This window comes from Pseudomonas sp. B10(2017) (assembly GCF_002113295.1).
In the GTDB taxonomy this organism is placed as follows: domain Bacteria; phylum Pseudomonadota; class Gammaproteobacteria; order Pseudomonadales; family Pseudomonadaceae; genus Aquipseudomonas; species Aquipseudomonas pudica.
Map to the genome: position 1 here is coordinate 187,580 of NZ_NEJU01000003.1, position 16,353 is coordinate 203,932.

Here is a 16,353-nt window from a genome sequence, read left to right on the forward strand (position 1 = left end):
AAGAAGATAGGGGTCAAGCATAGCCTTTCAAGACCGCCTTGGGTTTGCTCCATGGCAGACGACCGGTCTTGATTCTGTAGCCAACTGGCATACACTGCGCGGCCGTTTTGCCTCCGGAAGCTCATTTCCCATGTCTGACGTATCCCCGGCCCGCGCCTTGGGCATCGACTTTGGCACCTCCAACTCCACGGTCGGCTGGCACCGCCCCGGCGCCGAGTCGCTGATTGCCCTGGAAGACGGCAAGATCACCTTGCCCTCGGTGGTGTTCTTCAACATCGAGGAGCGTCGCCCGGTATATGGTCGCCTGGCATTGCAGGAGTACCTGGAAGGCTACGAAGGCCGCCTGATGCGTTCGCTGAAAAGCCTGCTGGGTTCCAAGCTGATCAAGCATGACACCAGCGTGCTGGGCAGCGCCCTGCCGTTCAAGGACCTGCTGGGCATGTTCATCGGCGAGCTTAAAAAACGCGCAGAGGCCGCTGCCGGGCGTGAGTTCGAGCAGGTGGTGCTGGGCCGCCCGGTGTTCTTCGTCGACGAAGACCCGGCCGCCGACCAGGAGGCCGAGGACACTCTGGCCGAAGTGGCGCGCAAGATCGGCTTCAAGGATGTGTCGTTCCAGTACGAGCCGATTGCCGCGGCCTTCGACTACGAGTCGAGCATCAGCCGCGAAGAGCTGGTGCTGATCGTCGACATTGGCGGTGGTACCTCGGACTTCACCCTGATCCGCCTGTCCCCCGAGCGCCACCTGGTCGCCGAGCGCCAGAGCGACATCCTCGCCACCGGCGGTGTGCACATTGGCGGTACCGACTTCGACAAGCAGCTGAGCCTGCAGGGCGTGATGCCGTTGTTCGGCTATGGCAGCCGCATGAAGAGCGGTGCGCTGATGCCGACCAGCTATCACCTCAACCTCGCCACCTGGCACACCATCAACGCCCTGTACTCGCAGAAGTCGCAGCTGGCGCTGGGCAGCATGCGCTATGACATCGAGGACACGCTGGGCATCGACCGCCTGTTCAAGCTGATCGAAGAGCGTGCCGGGCACTGGTTGGCGATGGAAGTTGAGGCCAGCAAGATCGAGCTGACCGAGCAGCAGAGCCGCCACGTCGACCTCGGCCGCATCGAGCGCGAGCTGGGCGTGGACCTGTCACGGGCGCTGTTCGAAGGGGCTATCGAAGGGTTGCTGGAGCGAGTGCGTGGTAGCGTCAGCGAACTGCTGGCCAAGGCTGGCGTCAGCCAGACCCAGGTCGATACGGTGTTCTTCACCGGTGGTTCCAGCGGGATTCCGGCGCTGCGCAACAGCGTGTCGGCGATGCTGCCGAATGCGCGGCATGTGGAAGGCAACATCTTTGGCAGCATTGGTAGCGGGCTGGCCATCGAGGCGCGCAAGCGCTACGGCGTAGCCTGAGCCATCCCTTTCACCTGTGCCGGCCTCTTCGCGGGTAACCCCGCTCCCACAGGGTCCCCGCAAGCCTTGAGAAAAGTGGCGTACCTGTGAGAGCGGGTTTACCCGGGAAGAGGCCGGTACTGGTCAATAAAGAATCAGACCAGTTCGGCCCGCTTCAGCTCACTCTTCAGGTAGGCATAGTAGATCGGCCCCGCCACCACTCCCGGCAGCCCGAACGCCGCTTCGAACACCAGCATCGCCAGCAGCAGTTCCCACGACTTGGCACTGATCTGCCCGCCCACGATCCGCGCGTTGAGGAAGTATTCGACCTTGTGGATGACGATCAGGTAACCCAGCGCCGCCGCCGCCACCCAGACCGACAGCGACAGGCCGACGATGGTGATCAGGGTGTTCGACATCAGATTGCCGATCACCGGCAGCAGGCCCAGCAGGAAGGTCAGCACGATCAGCGTCTTGGTCAGTGGCAAGTGCACGTCGAACATCGGCAGTACCACGGCCAGGAAGATGCCGGTGAAGGTGGTGTTGAGCAGCGAAATCTTGATCTGCGCGAAGACGATGTTGCGAAACGCCTGCACCAGCAGGCTCAGGCGCTCGAACAGCGCCGCCGCCAGCGGCTTGCGCCGGGAGATATCGGGGATGCGCTGCAACGCGACGATGGCGCCGAGGATCATGCCGATCAACAGGGTGACGAACATGTGCGCCATGCCCTTGCCCACCAGCTGCAGGTCGCTCAAGTGGCTCTTGATCCAGTCACCGATGGCCACCTTGAACTCCGCCGCACTGGCCGGCAGGTAGCCTTCGATGAACGGCGGCAGCTGGCTACGGGCGCGCTCCACCAGGGCCATGAACTTGTCCAGCGAGGCCCCGGGGTTTTCCGCCTCGTGCAGCAAAAAGCTGAAAGCACCGGCAAACAGCAGGGTCAGGGTGCTGACCACCAGCGTGCCGAGCAGCGCTACAGCCAGCCAACGGGCGCGCTGCCCGGCAATCAACGGCTGCAGCCGCGGCGTGAGCATGTTGACCAGCTCGAACACCAGCAGGCCGGCCAGCAGGCTCGGCAGCAATTTCAGGGGCAACGCCAGCAACAGGCCGGCAAACACGATGATCCAGCTGGCCAGGGTGACCTGGCGGGGGGTGAAGGTCATACAGCCTCAACGGCAGACAACGGGAAAGACCCGCAGTCTGCCAGCCTTACGTCTGCAGGCATAGGCGCAGGTCATTTCTTCTTCAGGCAGTCGCTCATGAACGCTTTGCGCTCGTCACCCTTCAGGGCCTTGGTGGTGGCGTCGGCGTTGCAGGTTTTCATCTTCTCTTGCTGGGTTTGCGGCACATCCTTCTTCAGGCAGGTGCTCATGAAAGCTTTGCGCTCATCGCCCTTGAGGGCCTTGGCGGTGGCGTCGGCGTTGCAGGTTTTCATCTTTTCCTGCTGCGCGGTATTGGCAGCGAAGCCTTGGGCGCTGAACAACACCGCCAATACCAGTAAGGGGATTTGCAGCACTTTCATGGAGTAGTCTCCTTGGCTCCGTGCCCGATGCACGGGGGTCGAGCTGAGTGTAGCCAAGAATTCTCAACGCCCTGCCCGTGCCTGGCGGCGGTATTGCTCGGGCGTGCACCGGGCCTGGCGCTGGAACATGGCGATAAACGCCGAGGCGCTGCTGTAACCCAGGTCGAAGGCGATGGCCTGGATCGGCTGGCCGGCCTCCAGCGCTTCGATGGCGCGCAGAAAGCGCAGGCGCAGGCGCCATTCGCCAAAACTGATGCCCAGTTCACGCAGGAACTGGCGGGCCAGGGTACGTTCGCTTACATGCACACGGGCGGCCCAGTCGGCTAGCGGACGGTTGTCGCCTGGCTCGGCACCAAGGCCATCGAGCACCTGTCGCAAGCCTTCGCTGTGGGCAAACGGCAGGTAGCAGGCCTGGGTGGGAGCCAGCAGCAACTGGTCGAGCAGCACTTGCACCAGGCGCTGGTCGCGCTCGCCCTCGGCCACCCGCAGGTCGCGCCGGGCAAAGTCGGCGAGGATGGCCTTGAGGATGTCGCTGATCATCAGGCTGCACGGTTGCTTCGGCAGTGCGGCGCACAGGCTGCGGTCCAGGTAGACCGAACGGTAGACGATGGCCTGCGGGTTGTAGCAGCCATGCTCGGTGTCGGGTGGCACCCACACGGCGTATTGCGGTGGGGACAGGAAGTGCTGGCCGGCGACCTCCAGGTGCATCACGCCGTGGGCGGTGTAATTGAGCTGGCCCCAGGCGTGGCGATGCAAGGCGCTATGGGTGTCGGCACCGAACTCGTCGTGGCGGAAGTACACCGGGGCCGGGAGCCGGGTGAACTGAGGAATGTCGAGGTATTTGCGCGGCATGCTGTCTGCTTTGCGGGGTGGGTTGTCTGGATAGGAGTATAGGCTTGTGAACAGACAATCGATAATACAGGCCTATCGAGGGCCTGCTCGGCAGGCCTTCGCGGGCTCGCCCGCTCCCACAGGATCTGCGCCAGCTTTCAGGCCTGTGATATCCCTGTGGGAGCGGGCAAGCCCGCGAAGGGCTCCAAAGCAGCCCCAATCCAAGCCCCAACGAGTAACCTGCTACATGAACTACCTGTTCCCCCTGACCGCCATCCTGATATGGGCCGGCAACACCGTGGTCACCAAGATGTCCGCCGGCGCCATCCACCCCGCCGAGATCGGCTTCTACCGCTGGCTGCTGGCCGCGCTGTTGTTCACGCCGTTCCTGCTGCCCACCGTGTGGCGCAATCGCGCGGCCATTCGCCCGCACCTGGGCAAGGTTTTCGTGCTGGGCGTGCTGGGCATGGCGATGTACCAGAGCCTGGCCTACTTCGCTGCCGGCATCACCAGCGCCACCAACATGGGCATCATTCTTTCGCTGATGCCACTGATGTCACTGGCACTGTCCATCGCCTGGCTGGGCCAGCGCCTGAGCTACGGCGCCTTGCTGGGCGCGCTGGTGTCATTTTTCGGCGTGCTTGAAGTGGTCAGTGCCGGCCACCCCGCCAACCTTCTGCAACAAGGCCTGAACAGCGGCGACTTGCTGATGCTGGTGGCCACGCTGGCCTACGCGCTGTACAGCTTCCTGCTGAAGAAATGGCAGCTGCGCCTGCCGCCGATGCAGCTGCTGTACCTGCAGGTGCTGGTAGCCATCGTCGTGCTGTTGCCGCTGTTCCTGCTGTCGGACAAGACTGGCCTGAACAGCCGCAACATCGGCCTGGTGCTGTACGCCTGTGTACTGGCCTCGATGATCGCGCCCCTGGTGTGGATGCAAGCTGTCCACCGCCTGGGGCCCAGCCGCACCACGCTGTTCTTCAACCTGCTGCCGCTGGTCACGGCACTGATCGCCGCCGTGGTGCTCGACGAGCAGCTGGCCCGCTATCACCTGGTCGGCGGCCTGCTGACCCTGGCGGGCGTGGTGCTGGCCGAGCGCTGGACCACACCGATTCGTCGCTAGAGCCCTGCCGCCTTGAGCCGGGCGGCATGTTCGGTGAACAGCCGCACCGGTTCGGCACCCTTGCCCACCGCACCAAGCGACTGGTTGACGATATCCAGGTGGTCGAGCGGGTAATCGTCGCCAATCACCTGCCCCAGGTGCGAACTGAAGCGCCCGACCATGCCGTCGCAATGGCCCTTTTCCTTGACGAAGCTGCGCGCGAACAGGCGGCAGAAGTGGCTACTGCCGTCGAAAAGGTTGCGCCGCTGGTCGGTCAGGCCGGGCTGCAAGGTGCCGGACCAGGAGTAATAGCGCACGCCATCGACCTCATAGGCCCCTTCCCCGCCCCAGGAATCTGGCAACCCCTGTGGATAAGCCTGGTTGAACAGCGCCACCCCGGCGCTGGTCAACGATTGGTGCGAGGCGTGTACATCCACCGGCAGCGGGTCGCGGCGCCAGCCGGTTTCCAGCCACACCAGCAGCACGGCCAAGCCATGCAGCACAGCCTTCAGGATGCGCCCCTGTGGGGAATCGCCCGGTGCCGTACGCTCCAGGTAGTCGGCCAGCTCCGAGCCATGGTTGGGCCCCGCCACCGAAGTGACCGAGGCCACCCGCCCGGGCCGCCTGGCAGCCGCATAGCGCGCGCTCAGGGCGCCCTGGCTGTGGCCGATGAGGTTGACCTTTTCCGCTCCGGTACGCAGGCAGATGTCTTCGATGATCGCCAGCAACTGCTCGCCGCGCACCTCGCTGGAATGCAGCGGCGAAACCTGCACCGGGAACACCTGCGCCCCGCCCTTGCGCAGGGCCGGCACGATGCCGAACCAGTAGGGGTAGAGCACTACCCGGACAAAACCGAGCATGCCCGGCACCAGCACCAACGGGTATCGCGTGGCCAATTCCTGCTGCATTGCCCCAGCCCCTTTCCGTGGACGACCGGCCAACACTACAGCGGCATTGATGACCATCGCAATCGAACTCCCGGCGCGCGCTGCGGTTCCAAACCACACAGACCCTTTGCAAGGAGCGGGACCATGTACAAGCAGACCCTGGCAATCCTTCTGGCAAGCGCCACCCTCGCCGCCTGCGGCAGCCGCCCGGAAAACCCGGTGGACTACGTCACCTACCGCGACGAGCCGCTGGTCAAGCAGGTGGAAAAAGGCATGACCATGCAGAAAGTCATCGCCATCGGCGGCAGCCCGTCCAACGTGATCGACCTTCCCCATGGCGGCACCTGCAACGACTACATCCTCAACCACGATGGCCACCAGCAGCCCTACTACGTGCGTTTCGATGCCACCGGCCATGTCGACGCCAAGGGCTTCAAGACTTGCAAACAACGCGAAGAAGACAGCGACGCCGTCCACGGCGCCTAAGCCTTCCAGGCCATACCCATGACCACCCTGATGTTCCAGGAGATGAACATGAATGCGACTGAATTGACCGATGTGCAAACCCTGCGCGAACGTGCCCGCCAGCATGTCGAGCAAGGTGCGGTGACCGAGGGCTACGATGCTGATCGCCAACAGATCCTGCGCCTGCTCAATGATTCACTGGCCACCGAGCTGGTCTGCGTGCTGCGCTACAAGCGTCATTACTTCATGGCAAGCGGCATCAAGGCCAGCGTGGCTGCCGACGAATTCCTCGAGCATGCCAACCAGGAAGCCGAGCACGCCGACAAGCTTGCCGAACGGATCGTGCAGTTAGGTGGAGAGCCGGATTTCAACCCGGACAACCTGAGCCAGCGGTCTCATGCCCAATATGTGGCGGGCACTTCATTGAAGGAGATGGTGCTGGAAGACTTGGTGGCGGAGCGGATCGCCATCGATAGCTATCGCGAGATCATTCAGTACATTGGAGATAAAGATCCGACTACGCGGCGGATTTTTGAAGACATCCTCGCGCAGGAAGAAGAGCACGCGGACGATATGTCCGACCTGTTGCAAGGCTTGTAATTGCTGGGGGCGCTTTGCGCCCCATTCGCCAGCAAGCCGGCTCCCACAGGTATTGCACGAGCCTTGAGGTCTGTGGAGTCCCTGTGGGAGCTGGCTTGCCGGCGATTGGGCTGCGAAGCGGCCCTCTGCTATTTCCGCTCCTTCACCACCGCCGGCGCCTTGCCCGCCTTCATCTGCTGCAGCAGCGGCGTGCACTGGTTGGGATCATCCCCACTGCTAGGCGCAATCAGCGCCAGCAACCCCGCCGCCGGCCCGGCCACCACGCCCAACGCCACCATCCCCGCCCCGCGCAACGCCAGCGGCACCGCCTGCACCCCGGCACTGGGCTTGGCGAACGCCCCGCGTACATACAGCGGCGAGCGCAGCGAGAACAGCCGCAACCCTTTCGATTCAGGGGTAATTTTAAGGTCCAGCTGCTCCGTGGCGAAATTGGCCGTGCCGTTGATGTAGATGATCGCGTTCTCGGTATCGAAAATGAACAGGCGCGTGGTCGCCAGGCCATCCTTGATACCCACGTCAGCCGCTGCACAGTTGATCTTCACATCCTCATCGCCAAACAGCTTGCCGACCACATAGTTGCCCACGTTCAACCCGGCAATCTCCATCAGGCTGCGGCTGATGGCACCATCGTTGATCAGCATGCGCAGGTCGCCATTGGCCGTGCCCAGCAAGGCGGCCACCGAGTTACCCCGGCCGGTGATATCGGCATCACCGTTCAACTCACCGAAGCTTGTCTGCATCGGCGCGAAGGAGGGGAACAACTGCTTGAGCTTGAAGCCCCGCGCCGTCAGCCGGGCACGCCCCTGCAACGGAACATTGCGGCCATCCAGACGGATCCTGGAAGCCAGGTTGCCACCAGCCACGCCAAAACGCAGAGGCTCCAGGCGCAGCAGGCCGTCTTCCAGGATCACATGGGCCGACAGGTCGTTGAACGGAAGTTGCGCGCTGTGCACGATGCGCTTGCCAGCGAAGGTGACGTCGGCGTCCATCGCGCGCCAGCGCTCGGTGCGGAACTCTTCCACCGGCAGCACCTTGCCCGCCGGCTGCTTGCTGGCACCCCCGCGGGCCTTCTGCTCGGCATTGGAGTCGGCGCCGATCAGCGGCGCCAGGTCCTTGAACAGCAACTGGTTGGACACCAGGTTGCCGGACAGCTTGGGCCGTGGCTGGCTGGCAACGAAGGCCAGGTCGCCATGGATATCGCTGTCACCGATCGTGCCGTTGAAGCCCTGGTAGTTGAAAGTCGCCCCCTGCGCCGCGTGCAGGTTGGCGCTGAGGTGGCCGTCGGTGGAATAGGCCGGGGTGTCGGGCAAGGTCACGCCGGTCAACGGGTAGAGGTTGCCCAGGCTGGCCCCGGACAGGCGCAGACGCAGGTCGAGGGCGCCGAGGTTGCGCGGGTCGGTCAGGGTACCGGCGAGCACCACGTGGGTGTCTGCGATACGCACGTCAGCCTGCAGCGGGAACGGCTGGCTGGCGTCCTGCAGGGCCAGCAGGCCACCGATCTTGCCGGTACCGGACACCGGCTGGCCTTTGTAGCGGCCCTGGGCCTTGAGCCCGAAGGCGTAGTCCTGCGCGGCACCGGTCCTCTCGGCGCTGGCCTTGCCGACGATATCGCTGAACGGGACAGGCTTGCCCAGCGGGTCGATCTGCACCTTCATGCTGGTTTTCAGGGTTTGGTCATCGAAGCTGACATTGCCCTGGTCGAAGCCGATGGCGCCAATGTCCAACTGCCATTTGGAAGGTTCTGCGTTTTCATCCTTGGGGCCGAAGTCGAAGACCCAGTTGGCGCGGCCATCGGCCAGGCGGGTAAGGCTGGCGGTAGGCTTGGTCAGGTCGATGCGCGGGATGCTGATCTGCCGGAACAGCAGCGGCAGCGGCGCCAGGCGGAACGCCACGCGCTCCAGGCCGACCATCTTCGGTTCCTTGAGCCACTCGGGGTTGCCCAGAGTCAGGTCTTCGGCGATGAAGTGCGGCCAGGGCACCCAGGCACGCCAGCCCCCCTCCTCTGGTTCGGTGCGCCAGTCCACGGCAAGGTTACCATTGATCGCGAAAGGCCGCTGCAGGGCCTCGGAGACTTTCTCGTTGAGCAGGGGCTTGACGCGGTTCCAGTCGAAGGTAGCGATCACCACCACCAGGATCGCCAGCAGGGTCAGCAGGCTGGTGAAGGTCCAGACGAGGATTCTGGCGGGACGCGTCATTGCGTGATTCTCCTTGCGGTATGGCACAGAACAGGTGCAACGGTGGCACTCAATATCTCGGACTGATGAAAACCCGTGGGGTTTTATCGATGGCGCCATGATAGCGAGTTTTTCCTGGCCCTTTGCTCAGCAATTCGTTGCGCCAGGACATACATGTTACCCGCAAGTATCGCTATCAAATTGCCACTTTACGGCCTGAAAGGTGCTTTCTAGAGCAGCTTGCCGCCTCTATCAATACGGTCGATTGTTACCATTACCCGTATGAACTTCTCTCTGGCGTTACCCGGCGTAGCATTGGCTCCGTACCCACTTTCCAGCCCCCGAGAGGAGCACCGAAATCATGAAACGCCATCTGCTGACCCTGACCCTGTCCATCCTGGCCGCCAACGCTTTTGCCCTGCCAGCCGACGAGCAACACCTGACCGCCGAATCGCGCTCCAGCGCTGCCGAAATCGCCCAGCCGCTGAAAACCGTTGCCGAAGGTGGTGCTGATCGCCTGATCGAACGCAGTGGCCGTGTTGCCGAAGGTGGCTCTGACCGCCTGATCGAACGTAGTGGCCGTGTCGCCGAAGGTGGCTCCGACCGCCTGATCGAACGCAGTGGCCGTGTTGCCGAAGGTGGCTCCGACCGCCTGATCGAACGTAGTGGCCGTGTCGCCGAAGGTGGCTCCGACCGCCTGATCGAACGCAGTGGCCGCGTTGCCGAAGGTGGCTCCGACCGCCTGATCGAACGCAGTGGCCGTGTTGCCGAAGGTGGCTCCGACCGCCTGATCGAACGCAGTGGCCGTGTTGCCGAAGGTGGCTCCGACCGCCTGATCGAACGCAGTGGCCGCGTTGCCGAAGGTGGTTCTGATCGCTTGGTTGAACTCAGCCGTGTGAGCTGATCACCATGGCCGAAAAGAACAACCTCTGTCACAACGCCTGCTCCCCTCCAAGCCCGGTCCATTGACCGGGCTTTGTTTTTTTAACTAGAGTGCCCAGCCTTACCGCCACAGAAGCCCGCACCATGCTGCCGCGCGCCGAACAGAAGCAACAGACCCGCCAGGCCCTGCTCGATGCCGCCTGCCAGCTCATGGAGAGTGGCCGTGGTTTCGGCAGTATCAGCCTGCGCGAAGTGGCGAAGACGGCCGGCATCGTACCCACCGGCTTCTACCGGCATTTTTCCGACATGGACGCCTTGGGCCTGGCCCTGGTTGCCGAGGTCGACACTACCTTCCGCCAGACCATCCGCCTGGTGCGCCAGAATGAATTCGAACTGGGCGGCATCACCGACGCCTCGGTGCGCATCTTCCTCGACGTGGTCGCCGCCCACCGCGCACAGTTCCTGTTCCTCGCCCGTGAGCAGTACGGCGGTTCGCAGGCCGTACGCCAGGCCATTGCCCGCCTGCGCCAGGACATCAGCGACGACCTGGCCACCGACCTGGCGCGGATGAAGCGCTGGCAGCATCTGGACAGCGCCGCGCTGGCGGTGATGGCCGACCTGGTAGTAAAGACCGTGTTCGCCACCCTGCCAGAGCTTATCGACAGCCCCGAAGCGGGTTATCCACAGGCGTTGACGCCGCAGGAAAAGATCACCCAGCAGTTGCGCTTCATCTTCGTGGGGGCGCGACATTGGCAGGGGCTCGGCAACCCGAGCTGATTGATAGCCTGTACTGGCCTCTTCGCGGCGGTTCGACGCATCGATGAACCCGCTCCCACAGGTACGGCACCGAACCTGAGGGCAGGCCGGCACAGGCTACCCACAACCCAGTTCTGCTACCATGGCGCCCTGCCCGACAGCGACGAGCGCCGAAATGTCCGACCCCCGCCCCACCCTGCCCGAACTGGCCCGCTTCAATCAGCACTTCGCCGAACGCATAGTGCCATTGTGGCAAGGCCCGGGCTGGAACGCCGACATGGCCCTGCCCTACGAGGCCCTGGACGCCCAGCACCAACCATTGCCGGTGCAACGCTACCGGGCCATGGCCTGCGCACGTCAGCTTTACCTGTTCAGCAGCCGCATCGGGCAACCGGGTGCAGCCGAGCGAGCGGCCGCCTTGTTCCGCTCGCTGCAGAAGCACTTCCACGACGCCGAACACGGCGGCTGGTTCTACAGCATCGACGCCCAGGGCAAACCGCTGGACCGGCGAAAGGATCTCTACACTCACGCCTTCATCGTGTTTGCCTGTGCGCATTACTGGGGCAAGGTGCGTGAAAACCTGGTGGAGTCGACGCTGAACGCCGCGCTGGACATCATCGACCAGCAGTTCGCCCGCGACGATGGCCTGTACGAAGCCAGCCTCGCTGAAGACTGGGCAGACCTTGCCAGCGGCCCGCTGCAAAACCCGCAGATGCACCTGGCCGAAGCCTTCCTGCAGGTGCTGGCGGTGCGTGACGACGAGCATACCCGGCAGTCGCTGCTACAACTGTGCGAGGCGCTGCAGGCACACTTCATCGAACCGGCCCACGGCCTGATGCTGGAAAAGCCACTCGGTACTGTGGATAACTGGTTCGAGCCGGGGCACCAGTTCGAGTGGTTCTACCTGCTGCATACCTCTCCGCTGCTGCGTGATACGCCGCTGCATGCGTCCATCGACCGGGCCTTCGGCTACGCCGAGCAGCATGGTGTGAAGGATGCCGCTGTGCTGGCGATGCTGGATGTGAATGGTCAGGTACTCGACGCCACCCAGCGGATCTGGGCGCAGGCGGAATACCTGCGGGCGCTGGTGTTGCGGACTGGGGGCGAAGCGAAGCTGGCCGGGCAGTTGCAGGCGCTGGAAGCGCAGTTCCTGCGTGAGGCGGGCTGGTATGAGTGCCGGGATGGCGAGGGGGCGGTTAGTCGGCATGATATGCCTTCTACTACGCCCTATCATTTGGCGACTTGCCTGGAAGGATTGCAGCGCCTGGGCTGACGTATTCGCGGGCACGCCCGCTCCCACAGGTACTGCACACCACTTGAGATGTGCACTTATCCTGTAGGAGCGGCCTTGTGTCGCGAAAGGGCTGCAAAGCAGCCCCGGCAATTTGTTTATCTGCCCTGAAACCTAGCCCTTGGTGGAGCGGTCGATCGAGAACCCTGCCCAGTCCTGGCTCACCGGCATCAGCTCGAGGCTGTTGATGTTGATATGCGCCGGCTGGTTGAGGATCCAGAAGATGGTCTCGGCAATGTCCTGCGGCTGGATCGGCTCGGCACCAGCGTAGGTCGCGTCGTATTTGGCCTGGTCACCGCCGAAACGCACCAGCGAAAACTCGCTCTCGCAAAGGCCCGGCTCGATGTTGCTCACCCGCACCCCCGTACCCCGCAGGTCGCAGCGCAGGCTCAACGAGAACTGGCCGACGAAGGCCTTGGTGCCGCCGTACACGTTGCTGCCCGGGTACGGGTAGTTGCCCGCCACCGAACCTACGTTGAGGATCGACGCCCCACGGCCATGGGCGATCAGCCGTGGCAGCAGCAGGCGGGTGGTGTACATCAGGCCCTTGATGTTGGTGTCGACCATGGTTTCCCAGTCGTCCAGGCTGCAGTTCTGTGCCGCGTCCACACCCAGCGCCAGGCCTGCGTTGTTGACCAGGCCGCGCAGCTTGTCGAAGCCGGCCGGCAGGTTGGCGATGGCCTGCTCCATGGCCTTGCGGTCACGTACATCGAGCACCAGACCATGTACTTCGGTCTTGGCCGATAGTTCGGCGCACAGGGCATCCAGGCGCTCCTTGCGGCGGCCAGTGAGCACCAGCTTCCAGCCGGCTTCGGCGAAGCGGCGGGCTGTGGCCTCGCCGAAGCCGGAAGTCGCGCCAGTGATGAATACGGTGGACGTCATGCTCTGTTCCTCACGGTAGGTTGTCATCGGCAGGCTTGCAGCATGCCCGCGCCGGGCGCTTGCAGCAACCCGCCTACAGCACTGTTCATTTTTTGATCATATTCGCCAAAGCCCCGCAGCAGAGGGCTCGGCAGCAGCTATGCGCATGTTATCCACAAGACTTTCCCCACGGATTGGGGGCAACTTGTCGACGGTGCGGAACCCTTTCAGCGACTCATGGTCGGTGGATATCTTTTCAATGCTGGCGCAAGGCTTCCAAGCATGCAGCCTGCAGCGGTCTGTCCAAGGTTTCTTCACAGGTTTATCCACAGGCTTTGCACGGGCCTTGGAATGAATGCAGGGCTTTGAAAAACCTGGAAAAACAATCCACAAGGCGCCTGTGATCAAAAAATGATCATGAAGCTGCAGGGCTTGGCATCAAAGGGCTTGAGCGAGATGCCACCATGTTTTCCACAGGCGGTTCCACATTAACCGTGGAAAAGATCGGGCCTGTGGAAACAAGGGCTTGGGATGGGGTGGTGATGCGTGAACGGAGAGGCGCGGTAGAAGTTGTCCACATCGAGAATGGGGCTGCTTTGCAGCCCATCGCCGGCAAGCCAGCTCCCACAGGGACCACACAGGCCCTGAGGGCAGCGCAGTACCTGTGGGAGCTGGCTTGCCGGCGAAAAGGGCCGCAAAGCGGCCCCCGAATGCAACTCAATGCCCGCCGAGATAGGCGTTACGGACTTCCTCGTTGACCAATAGCTCCTGCCCCGTGCCGCTCATGCGAATCTGTCCGTTGACCATCACATAAGCCCGGTCCGACAGTTTCAGCGCATGGTTGGCGTTCTGCTCCACCAGAAAGATGGTCATCCCGGTCTTGGCCAGCTCACGCAAGGTCGAGAAGATCTGCTTGACCACGATCGGCGCCAGCCCCAGTGATGGCTCATCCAGCAGCAGCAGCTTTGGCCGGCTCATCAGCGCGCGGGCAATCGCCAGCATCTGCTGCTCGCCACCAGACATGGTCATGGCCCTCTGGTTACGCCGTTCTTTCAGGCGCGGAAACAGCTCGTACATGCGCTGCATGTCTTCGTCGGCATGCTTGTCGCCGATGGGGATGGTGCCCATCATCAGGTTTTCCTCGACGGTCATGTCGGGGAACACCCGGCGCCCTTCCGGCGACTGAGCGATGCCGTTGGAAGCGATGTAGTGCGACGACTTGCGAGTGATGTCGGTGCCACGGTACACGATATGCCCCGAGGCCGCCCGCGGCTGGCCGAAGATCGACATCAGCAGGGTCGACTTGCCGGCACCGTTGGCACCGATCAGGCTGACCGTCTCGCCCTCGTTGATGTGCATCGAGACCTTTTTCAGCGCCTGGATCGGGCCGTAGAACACGTCCAGGTCCTTCAGTTCGAGAATGGGTGCACTCATACCAGTTCCTCTTCATCGGCACCCAGGTAGGCGGCGATCACCGTCGGGTTGTGGCGGATATCCTGCGGCGCGCCTTCGGCAATAACGTTGCCGTGGTCAAGCACCACGATATGGTCGGAAATGCTCATGACCATGCCCATGTCGTGTTCGATCAGCACCACGGTGATGTCATGCTCGTCGCGCAGCACACGGATCATGCGGCTGAGTGCCTCGGTTTCCTGCGGGTTCAGGCCAGCCGCTGGTTCGTCCAGGCAGATGATCTTCGGCCGCGTGCACATGGCCCGGGCGATTTCCAGGCGGCGCTGCTGGCCGTACGAAAGCTCGCCAGCCAGTCGGTTGGCGCAATCGACCAGATCGACCACTTCCAGCCAGTAGAATGCGTGGTCCAGCGCGTCGCTCTCGGCCTTGCGGTAGGCCTTGGTATTGAGCACCCCGGCCAGCAGGTTGCGGTTGACCCACATATGCTGGGCCACCAGCAGGTTCTCCACCACCGACATTTCCTTGAACAGGCGAATGTTCTGGAAGGTGCGTGCCAGGCCGGCGCGGTTGACTAGGTGGGTACCGCCGAACATCTTGTAGTACATGCGGTTGGCAAAGCGCGCCGGGGAGACGAAGTCTGCCGCCTGGAAGCGCTCGCCGAGCAGCTGGATGACATTGGTGTGGCTGCCGCGCACGTTCAGCTCGATGCGCCCGCCACTGGCCTTGTAGAACCCGGTCAGGCAGTTGAACACAGTGGTCTTGCCCGCACCGTTAGGGCCGATAAGTGCAAAGATCTGGTTGCGCCGGACCTTCAGGCTGACATCGCTGAGCGCCTTGATGCCACCGAACTGCATCATCAGGTTGTCGACCGAGAGAATGATATCGTCGCTCATGGCGCCACTCCTTTACGCGGGGTCACACCGGTACGGCTGATGCGGATCAGCCCACGCGGTCGCCAGATCATCATCAGCACCATCAGCACACCGAACAGCAGCACGCGGTATTCGGAGAAGCTGCGCAGCAACTCGGGCGCCACGGTCAGCACGAAGGCCGCGATCACCACGCCCACGGTCGAGCCCATGCCACCGAGCACGACGATGGCGAGGATCAGCGCTGACTCGAAGAAGGTGAACGACGACGGGTTGACGAAGCCTTGGTAGGTGGCAAAGAACACCCCGGCCAGGCCGGCGGTGGAAGCACCCAGAGTAAACGCCGAGAGCTTGACCAGCACGTGGTTCAGGCCCATCGAGCGGCAGGCGATCTCGTCTTCGCGTAGCGCTTCCCAGGCACGGCCGACCGGCATGCGGGTCAGGCGGTGCTTGATGTACAGCACTGCCAGCACGACGATGAACAGCACCGCGTAGATGAACACGAACTTGAGGTTGGCGTTGTAATCGAAGCCGAAGAACTCGTGGATCGGTACCCCGCCGTCCTTGGCCCGGCGGCCGAACTCCAGGCCGAAGAAGGTGGGCGCCGGTGCCGGCATGCCGTTCGGGCCGCCGGTGAACGACAACCAGTTGTTCAGCACCAGGCGGATGATCTCGCCAAAGCCCAAGGTCACGATCGCCAGGTAGTCGCCGTGCATTCGCAGCACCGGGAAGCCGAGTATGCACCCCGCCAGCGCCGCTGCGATGGCGGCCAGTGGCAGCACGCTCCAGAAGCCCAGGCCAAGGTATTGGTAACCCAGCGCCAGGCCGTACGCGCCGATGGCATAGAACGCCACGTAGCCCAGGTCGAGCAGGCCGGCCAGGCCGACCACGATGTTCAGCCCCAGGCCCAGCAGCACGTAGATCAGGCCGAGGATGACCACGGTCAGCAGGTACTTGTTGGCGAAGATCGGGAAGACGATGGCAATCACCACCAGCGCAGGGATGATATAGCGCAGCCGCGATACGTAGTTCGGCGCGCGCACATGCACGCCCGAGCCGCCGCTTTCGAAGCCTTGGAGCATGCGCGAGCCGGCGGCAGTCTGCAGATACAGGCTGAGCAGGAAGCGCCCCAGCATCACCCCGCCGACCAGCCAGGCCACACGCCGCGGCTCGGCATTGAAGGTGTAGCCGTCGAGCACCACGCCGACGACAGGGCCAAACACGATGAGTGCCAGCAGGCCGGCGACGATGGTCTCCAGCAGGCTGCGTTTGATATCGAAACCTTTGGTTTCAGGAACAGAGGCAGTTTTGGCAATGGACAT

The 16,353-nt window shown here is 63.1% G+C and carries 16 protein-coding genes; 7 read left to right on the top strand and 9 right to left on the bottom strand.

Annotation, left to right across the window (positions count from 1 at the left end):
- Nucleotides 1-130: 130 nt before the first annotated feature.
- Nucleotides 131-1,402, top strand: coding sequence for an Hsp70 family protein (locus tag CAF92_RS05650; protein WP_046613279.1), 1,272 nt, complete (start codon nt 131-133; stop codon nt 1,400-1,402).
- Nucleotides 1,403-1,536: 134 nt separating this feature from the next.
- On the opposite strand, the gene CAF92_RS05655 is transcribed toward CAF92_RS05650, so the two are convergent.
- The 3 genes from CAF92_RS05655 to CAF92_RS05665 form a co-directional block, all read right to left on the bottom strand.
- A complete protein-coding gene (locus CAF92_RS05655; protein WP_046613280.1) occupies nt 1,537-2,544 on the bottom strand; it encodes an AI-2E family transporter in 1,008 nt (335 codons plus the stop codon).
- Between the two features lie 71 nt (nt 2,545-2,615).
- Entirely contained in the window at nt 2,616-2,903 is a 288-nt protein-coding gene (locus tag CAF92_RS05660; RefSeq protein ID WP_003258250.1) for a PsiF family protein, read from the bottom strand.
- A 63-nt stretch (nt 2,904-2,966) separates the two neighbouring features.
- A complete protein-coding gene (locus tag CAF92_RS05665; RefSeq protein ID WP_046613281.1) occupies nt 2,967-3,755 on the bottom strand; it encodes a helix-turn-helix transcriptional regulator in 789 nt (262 codons plus the stop codon).
- A 226-nt stretch (nt 3,756-3,981) separates the two neighbouring features.
- On the opposite strand from CAF92_RS05665, the gene CAF92_RS05670 reads away from it, so the two are divergent.
- Nucleotides 3,982-4,854, top strand: a complete 873-nt coding sequence (locus CAF92_RS05670; protein ID WP_046613283.1) for a DMT family transporter — start codon at nt 3,982-3,984, stop codon at nt 4,852-4,854.
- Here the strand turns inward: CAF92_RS05670 and CAF92_RS05675 are convergent.
- Nucleotides 4,851-5,741, bottom strand: coding sequence for a triacylglycerol lipase (locus CAF92_RS05675; protein WP_085599698.1), 891 nt, complete (start codon nt 5,739-5,741; stop codon nt 4,851-4,853). The two genes, CAF92_RS05670 and CAF92_RS05675, sit on opposite strands and share 4 nt — an antisense overlap.
- A gap of 123 nt (nt 5,742-5,864) precedes the next feature.
- Between CAF92_RS05675 and osmE the strand changes: the two genes are divergently transcribed.
- Together osmE and CAF92_RS05685 are read left to right on the top strand one after the other, a co-directional pair.
- Nucleotides 5,865-6,206: an osmotically-inducible lipoprotein OsmE gene (gene osmE, locus CAF92_RS05680; protein ID WP_015271980.1), complete on the top strand. Its 342-nt coding sequence runs from the start codon at nt 5,865-5,867 to the stop codon at nt 6,204-6,206.
- A 48-nt stretch (nt 6,207-6,254) separates the two neighbouring features.
- Complete coding sequence (locus tag CAF92_RS05685) at nt 6,255-6,785, top strand: bacterioferritin (protein WP_046613724.1); 531 nt, start codon at nt 6,255-6,257, stop codon at nt 6,783-6,785.
- 128 nt (nt 6,786-6,913) lie between these two features.
- Here CAF92_RS05685 and CAF92_RS05690 read toward each other — a convergent pair whose 3' ends face one another.
- A complete protein-coding gene (locus tag CAF92_RS05690) occupies nt 6,914-8,980 on the bottom strand; it encodes an AsmA family protein (protein ID WP_085599700.1) in 2,067 nt (688 codons plus the stop codon).
- Between the two features lie 340 nt (nt 8,981-9,320).
- Here CAF92_RS05690 and CAF92_RS05695 point away from each other — a divergent pair, with 340 nt between their 5' ends.
- The 3 genes from CAF92_RS05695 to CAF92_RS05705 all read left to right on the top strand — a co-directional run bounded on the left by CAF92_RS05695 (nt 9,321) and on the right by CAF92_RS05705 (nt 11,870).
- Nucleotides 9,321-9,863 (top strand): phage infection protein, encoded by a 543-nt coding sequence (locus CAF92_RS05695; protein WP_085599702.1) that lies wholly within the window; start codon nt 9,321-9,323, stop codon nt 9,861-9,863.
- Nucleotides 9,864-9,985: 122 nt separating this feature from the next.
- The gene (gene fabR / locus CAF92_RS05700; RefSeq protein ID WP_046613290.1) at nt 9,986-10,618 is read left to right on the top strand and encodes an HTH-type transcriptional repressor FabR; all 633 of its coding nucleotides are present in this window, start codon (nt 9,986-9,988) and stop codon (nt 10,616-10,618) included.
- A gap of 154 nt (nt 10,619-10,772) precedes the next feature.
- The gene (locus tag CAF92_RS05705; RefSeq protein WP_085599704.1) at nt 10,773-11,870 is read left to right on the top strand and encodes an AGE family epimerase/isomerase; all 1,098 of its coding nucleotides are present in this window, start codon (nt 10,773-10,775) and stop codon (nt 11,868-11,870) included.
- A 132-nt stretch (nt 11,871-12,002) separates the two neighbouring features.
- Here CAF92_RS05705 and CAF92_RS05710 read toward each other — a convergent pair whose 3' ends face one another.
- The 4 genes from CAF92_RS05710 to livM all read right to left on the bottom strand — a co-directional run bounded on the left by CAF92_RS05710 (nt 12,003) and on the right by livM (nt 16,353).
- On the bottom strand, nt 12,003-12,770 hold the full coding sequence (locus tag CAF92_RS05710) for an SDR family oxidoreductase (protein WP_085599706.1): 768 nt from the start codon (nt 12,768-12,770) through the stop codon (nt 12,003-12,005).
- A gap of 696 nt (nt 12,771-13,466) precedes the next feature.
- Nucleotides 13,467-14,183 (bottom strand): ABC transporter ATP-binding protein, encoded by a 717-nt coding sequence (locus CAF92_RS05715; protein WP_015271986.1) that lies wholly within the window; start codon nt 14,181-14,183, stop codon nt 13,467-13,469.
- Entirely contained in the window at nt 14,180-15,055 is an 876-nt protein-coding gene (locus CAF92_RS05720) for an ATP-binding cassette domain-containing protein (RefSeq protein WP_010955466.1), read from the bottom strand. The genes CAF92_RS05715 and CAF92_RS05720 overlap by 4 nt, the downstream gene beginning before the upstream one ends.
- Nucleotides 15,052-16,353, bottom strand: a complete 1,302-nt coding sequence (gene livM / locus CAF92_RS05725; protein ID WP_046613297.1) for a high-affinity branched-chain amino acid ABC transporter permease LivM — start codon at nt 16,351-16,353, stop codon at nt 15,052-15,054. Before livM ends, CAF92_RS05720 begins: the two co-directional genes overlap by 4 nt.

Excerpts from the sequence above, each read along its gene's own strand:
- CAF92_RS05650 (WP_046613279.1), top strand. The coding sequence starts at position 131 with ATGTCTGACGTATCCCCGGCCCGCGCCTTGGGCATCGACTTTGGCACC.
- CAF92_RS05655 (WP_046613280.1), bottom strand. The coding sequence starts at position 2,544 with ATGACCTTCACCCCCCGCCAGGTCACCCTGGCCAGCTGGATCATCGTG.
- CAF92_RS05660 (WP_003258250.1), bottom strand. The coding sequence starts at position 2,903 with ATGAAAGTGCTGCAAATCCCCTTACTGGTATTGGCGGTGTTGTTCAGC.
- CAF92_RS05665 (WP_046613281.1), bottom strand. The coding sequence starts at position 3,755 with ATGCCGCGCAAATACCTCGACATTCCTCAGTTCACCCGGCTCCCGGCC.
- CAF92_RS05670 (WP_046613283.1), top strand. The coding sequence starts at position 3,982 with ATGAACTACCTGTTCCCCCTGACCGCCATCCTGATATGGGCCGGCAAC.
- CAF92_RS05675 (WP_085599698.1), bottom strand. The coding sequence starts at position 5,741 with ATGCAGCAGGAATTGGCCACGCGATACCCGTTGGTGCTGGTGCCGGGC.
- osmE (WP_015271980.1), top strand. The coding sequence starts at position 5,865 with ATGTACAAGCAGACCCTGGCAATCCTTCTGGCAAGCGCCACCCTCGCC.
- CAF92_RS05685 (WP_046613724.1), top strand. The coding sequence starts at position 6,255 with ATGAATGCGACTGAATTGACCGATGTGCAAACCCTGCGCGAACGTGCC.
- CAF92_RS05690 (WP_085599700.1), bottom strand. The coding sequence starts at position 8,980 with ATGACGCGTCCCGCCAGAATCCTCGTCTGGACCTTCACCAGCCTGCTG.
- CAF92_RS05695 (WP_085599702.1), top strand. The coding sequence starts at position 9,321 with ATGAAACGCCATCTGCTGACCCTGACCCTGTCCATCCTGGCCGCCAAC.
- fabR (WP_046613290.1), top strand. The coding sequence starts at position 9,986 with ATGCTGCCGCGCGCCGAACAGAAGCAACAGACCCGCCAGGCCCTGCTC.
- CAF92_RS05705 (WP_085599704.1), top strand. The coding sequence starts at position 10,773 with ATGTCCGACCCCCGCCCCACCCTGCCCGAACTGGCCCGCTTCAATCAG.
- CAF92_RS05710 (WP_085599706.1), bottom strand. The coding sequence starts at position 12,770 with ATGACGTCCACCGTATTCATCACTGGCGCGACTTCCGGCTTCGGCGAG.
- CAF92_RS05715 (WP_015271986.1), bottom strand. The coding sequence starts at position 14,183 with ATGAGTGCACCCATTCTCGAACTGAAGGACCTGGACGTGTTCTACGGC.
- CAF92_RS05720 (WP_010955466.1), bottom strand. The coding sequence starts at position 15,055 with ATGAGCGACGATATCATTCTCTCGGTCGACAACCTGATGATGCAGTTC.
- livM (WP_046613297.1), bottom strand. The coding sequence starts at position 16,353 with ATGTCCATTGCCAAAACTGCCTCTGTTCCTGAAACCAAAGGTTTCGAT.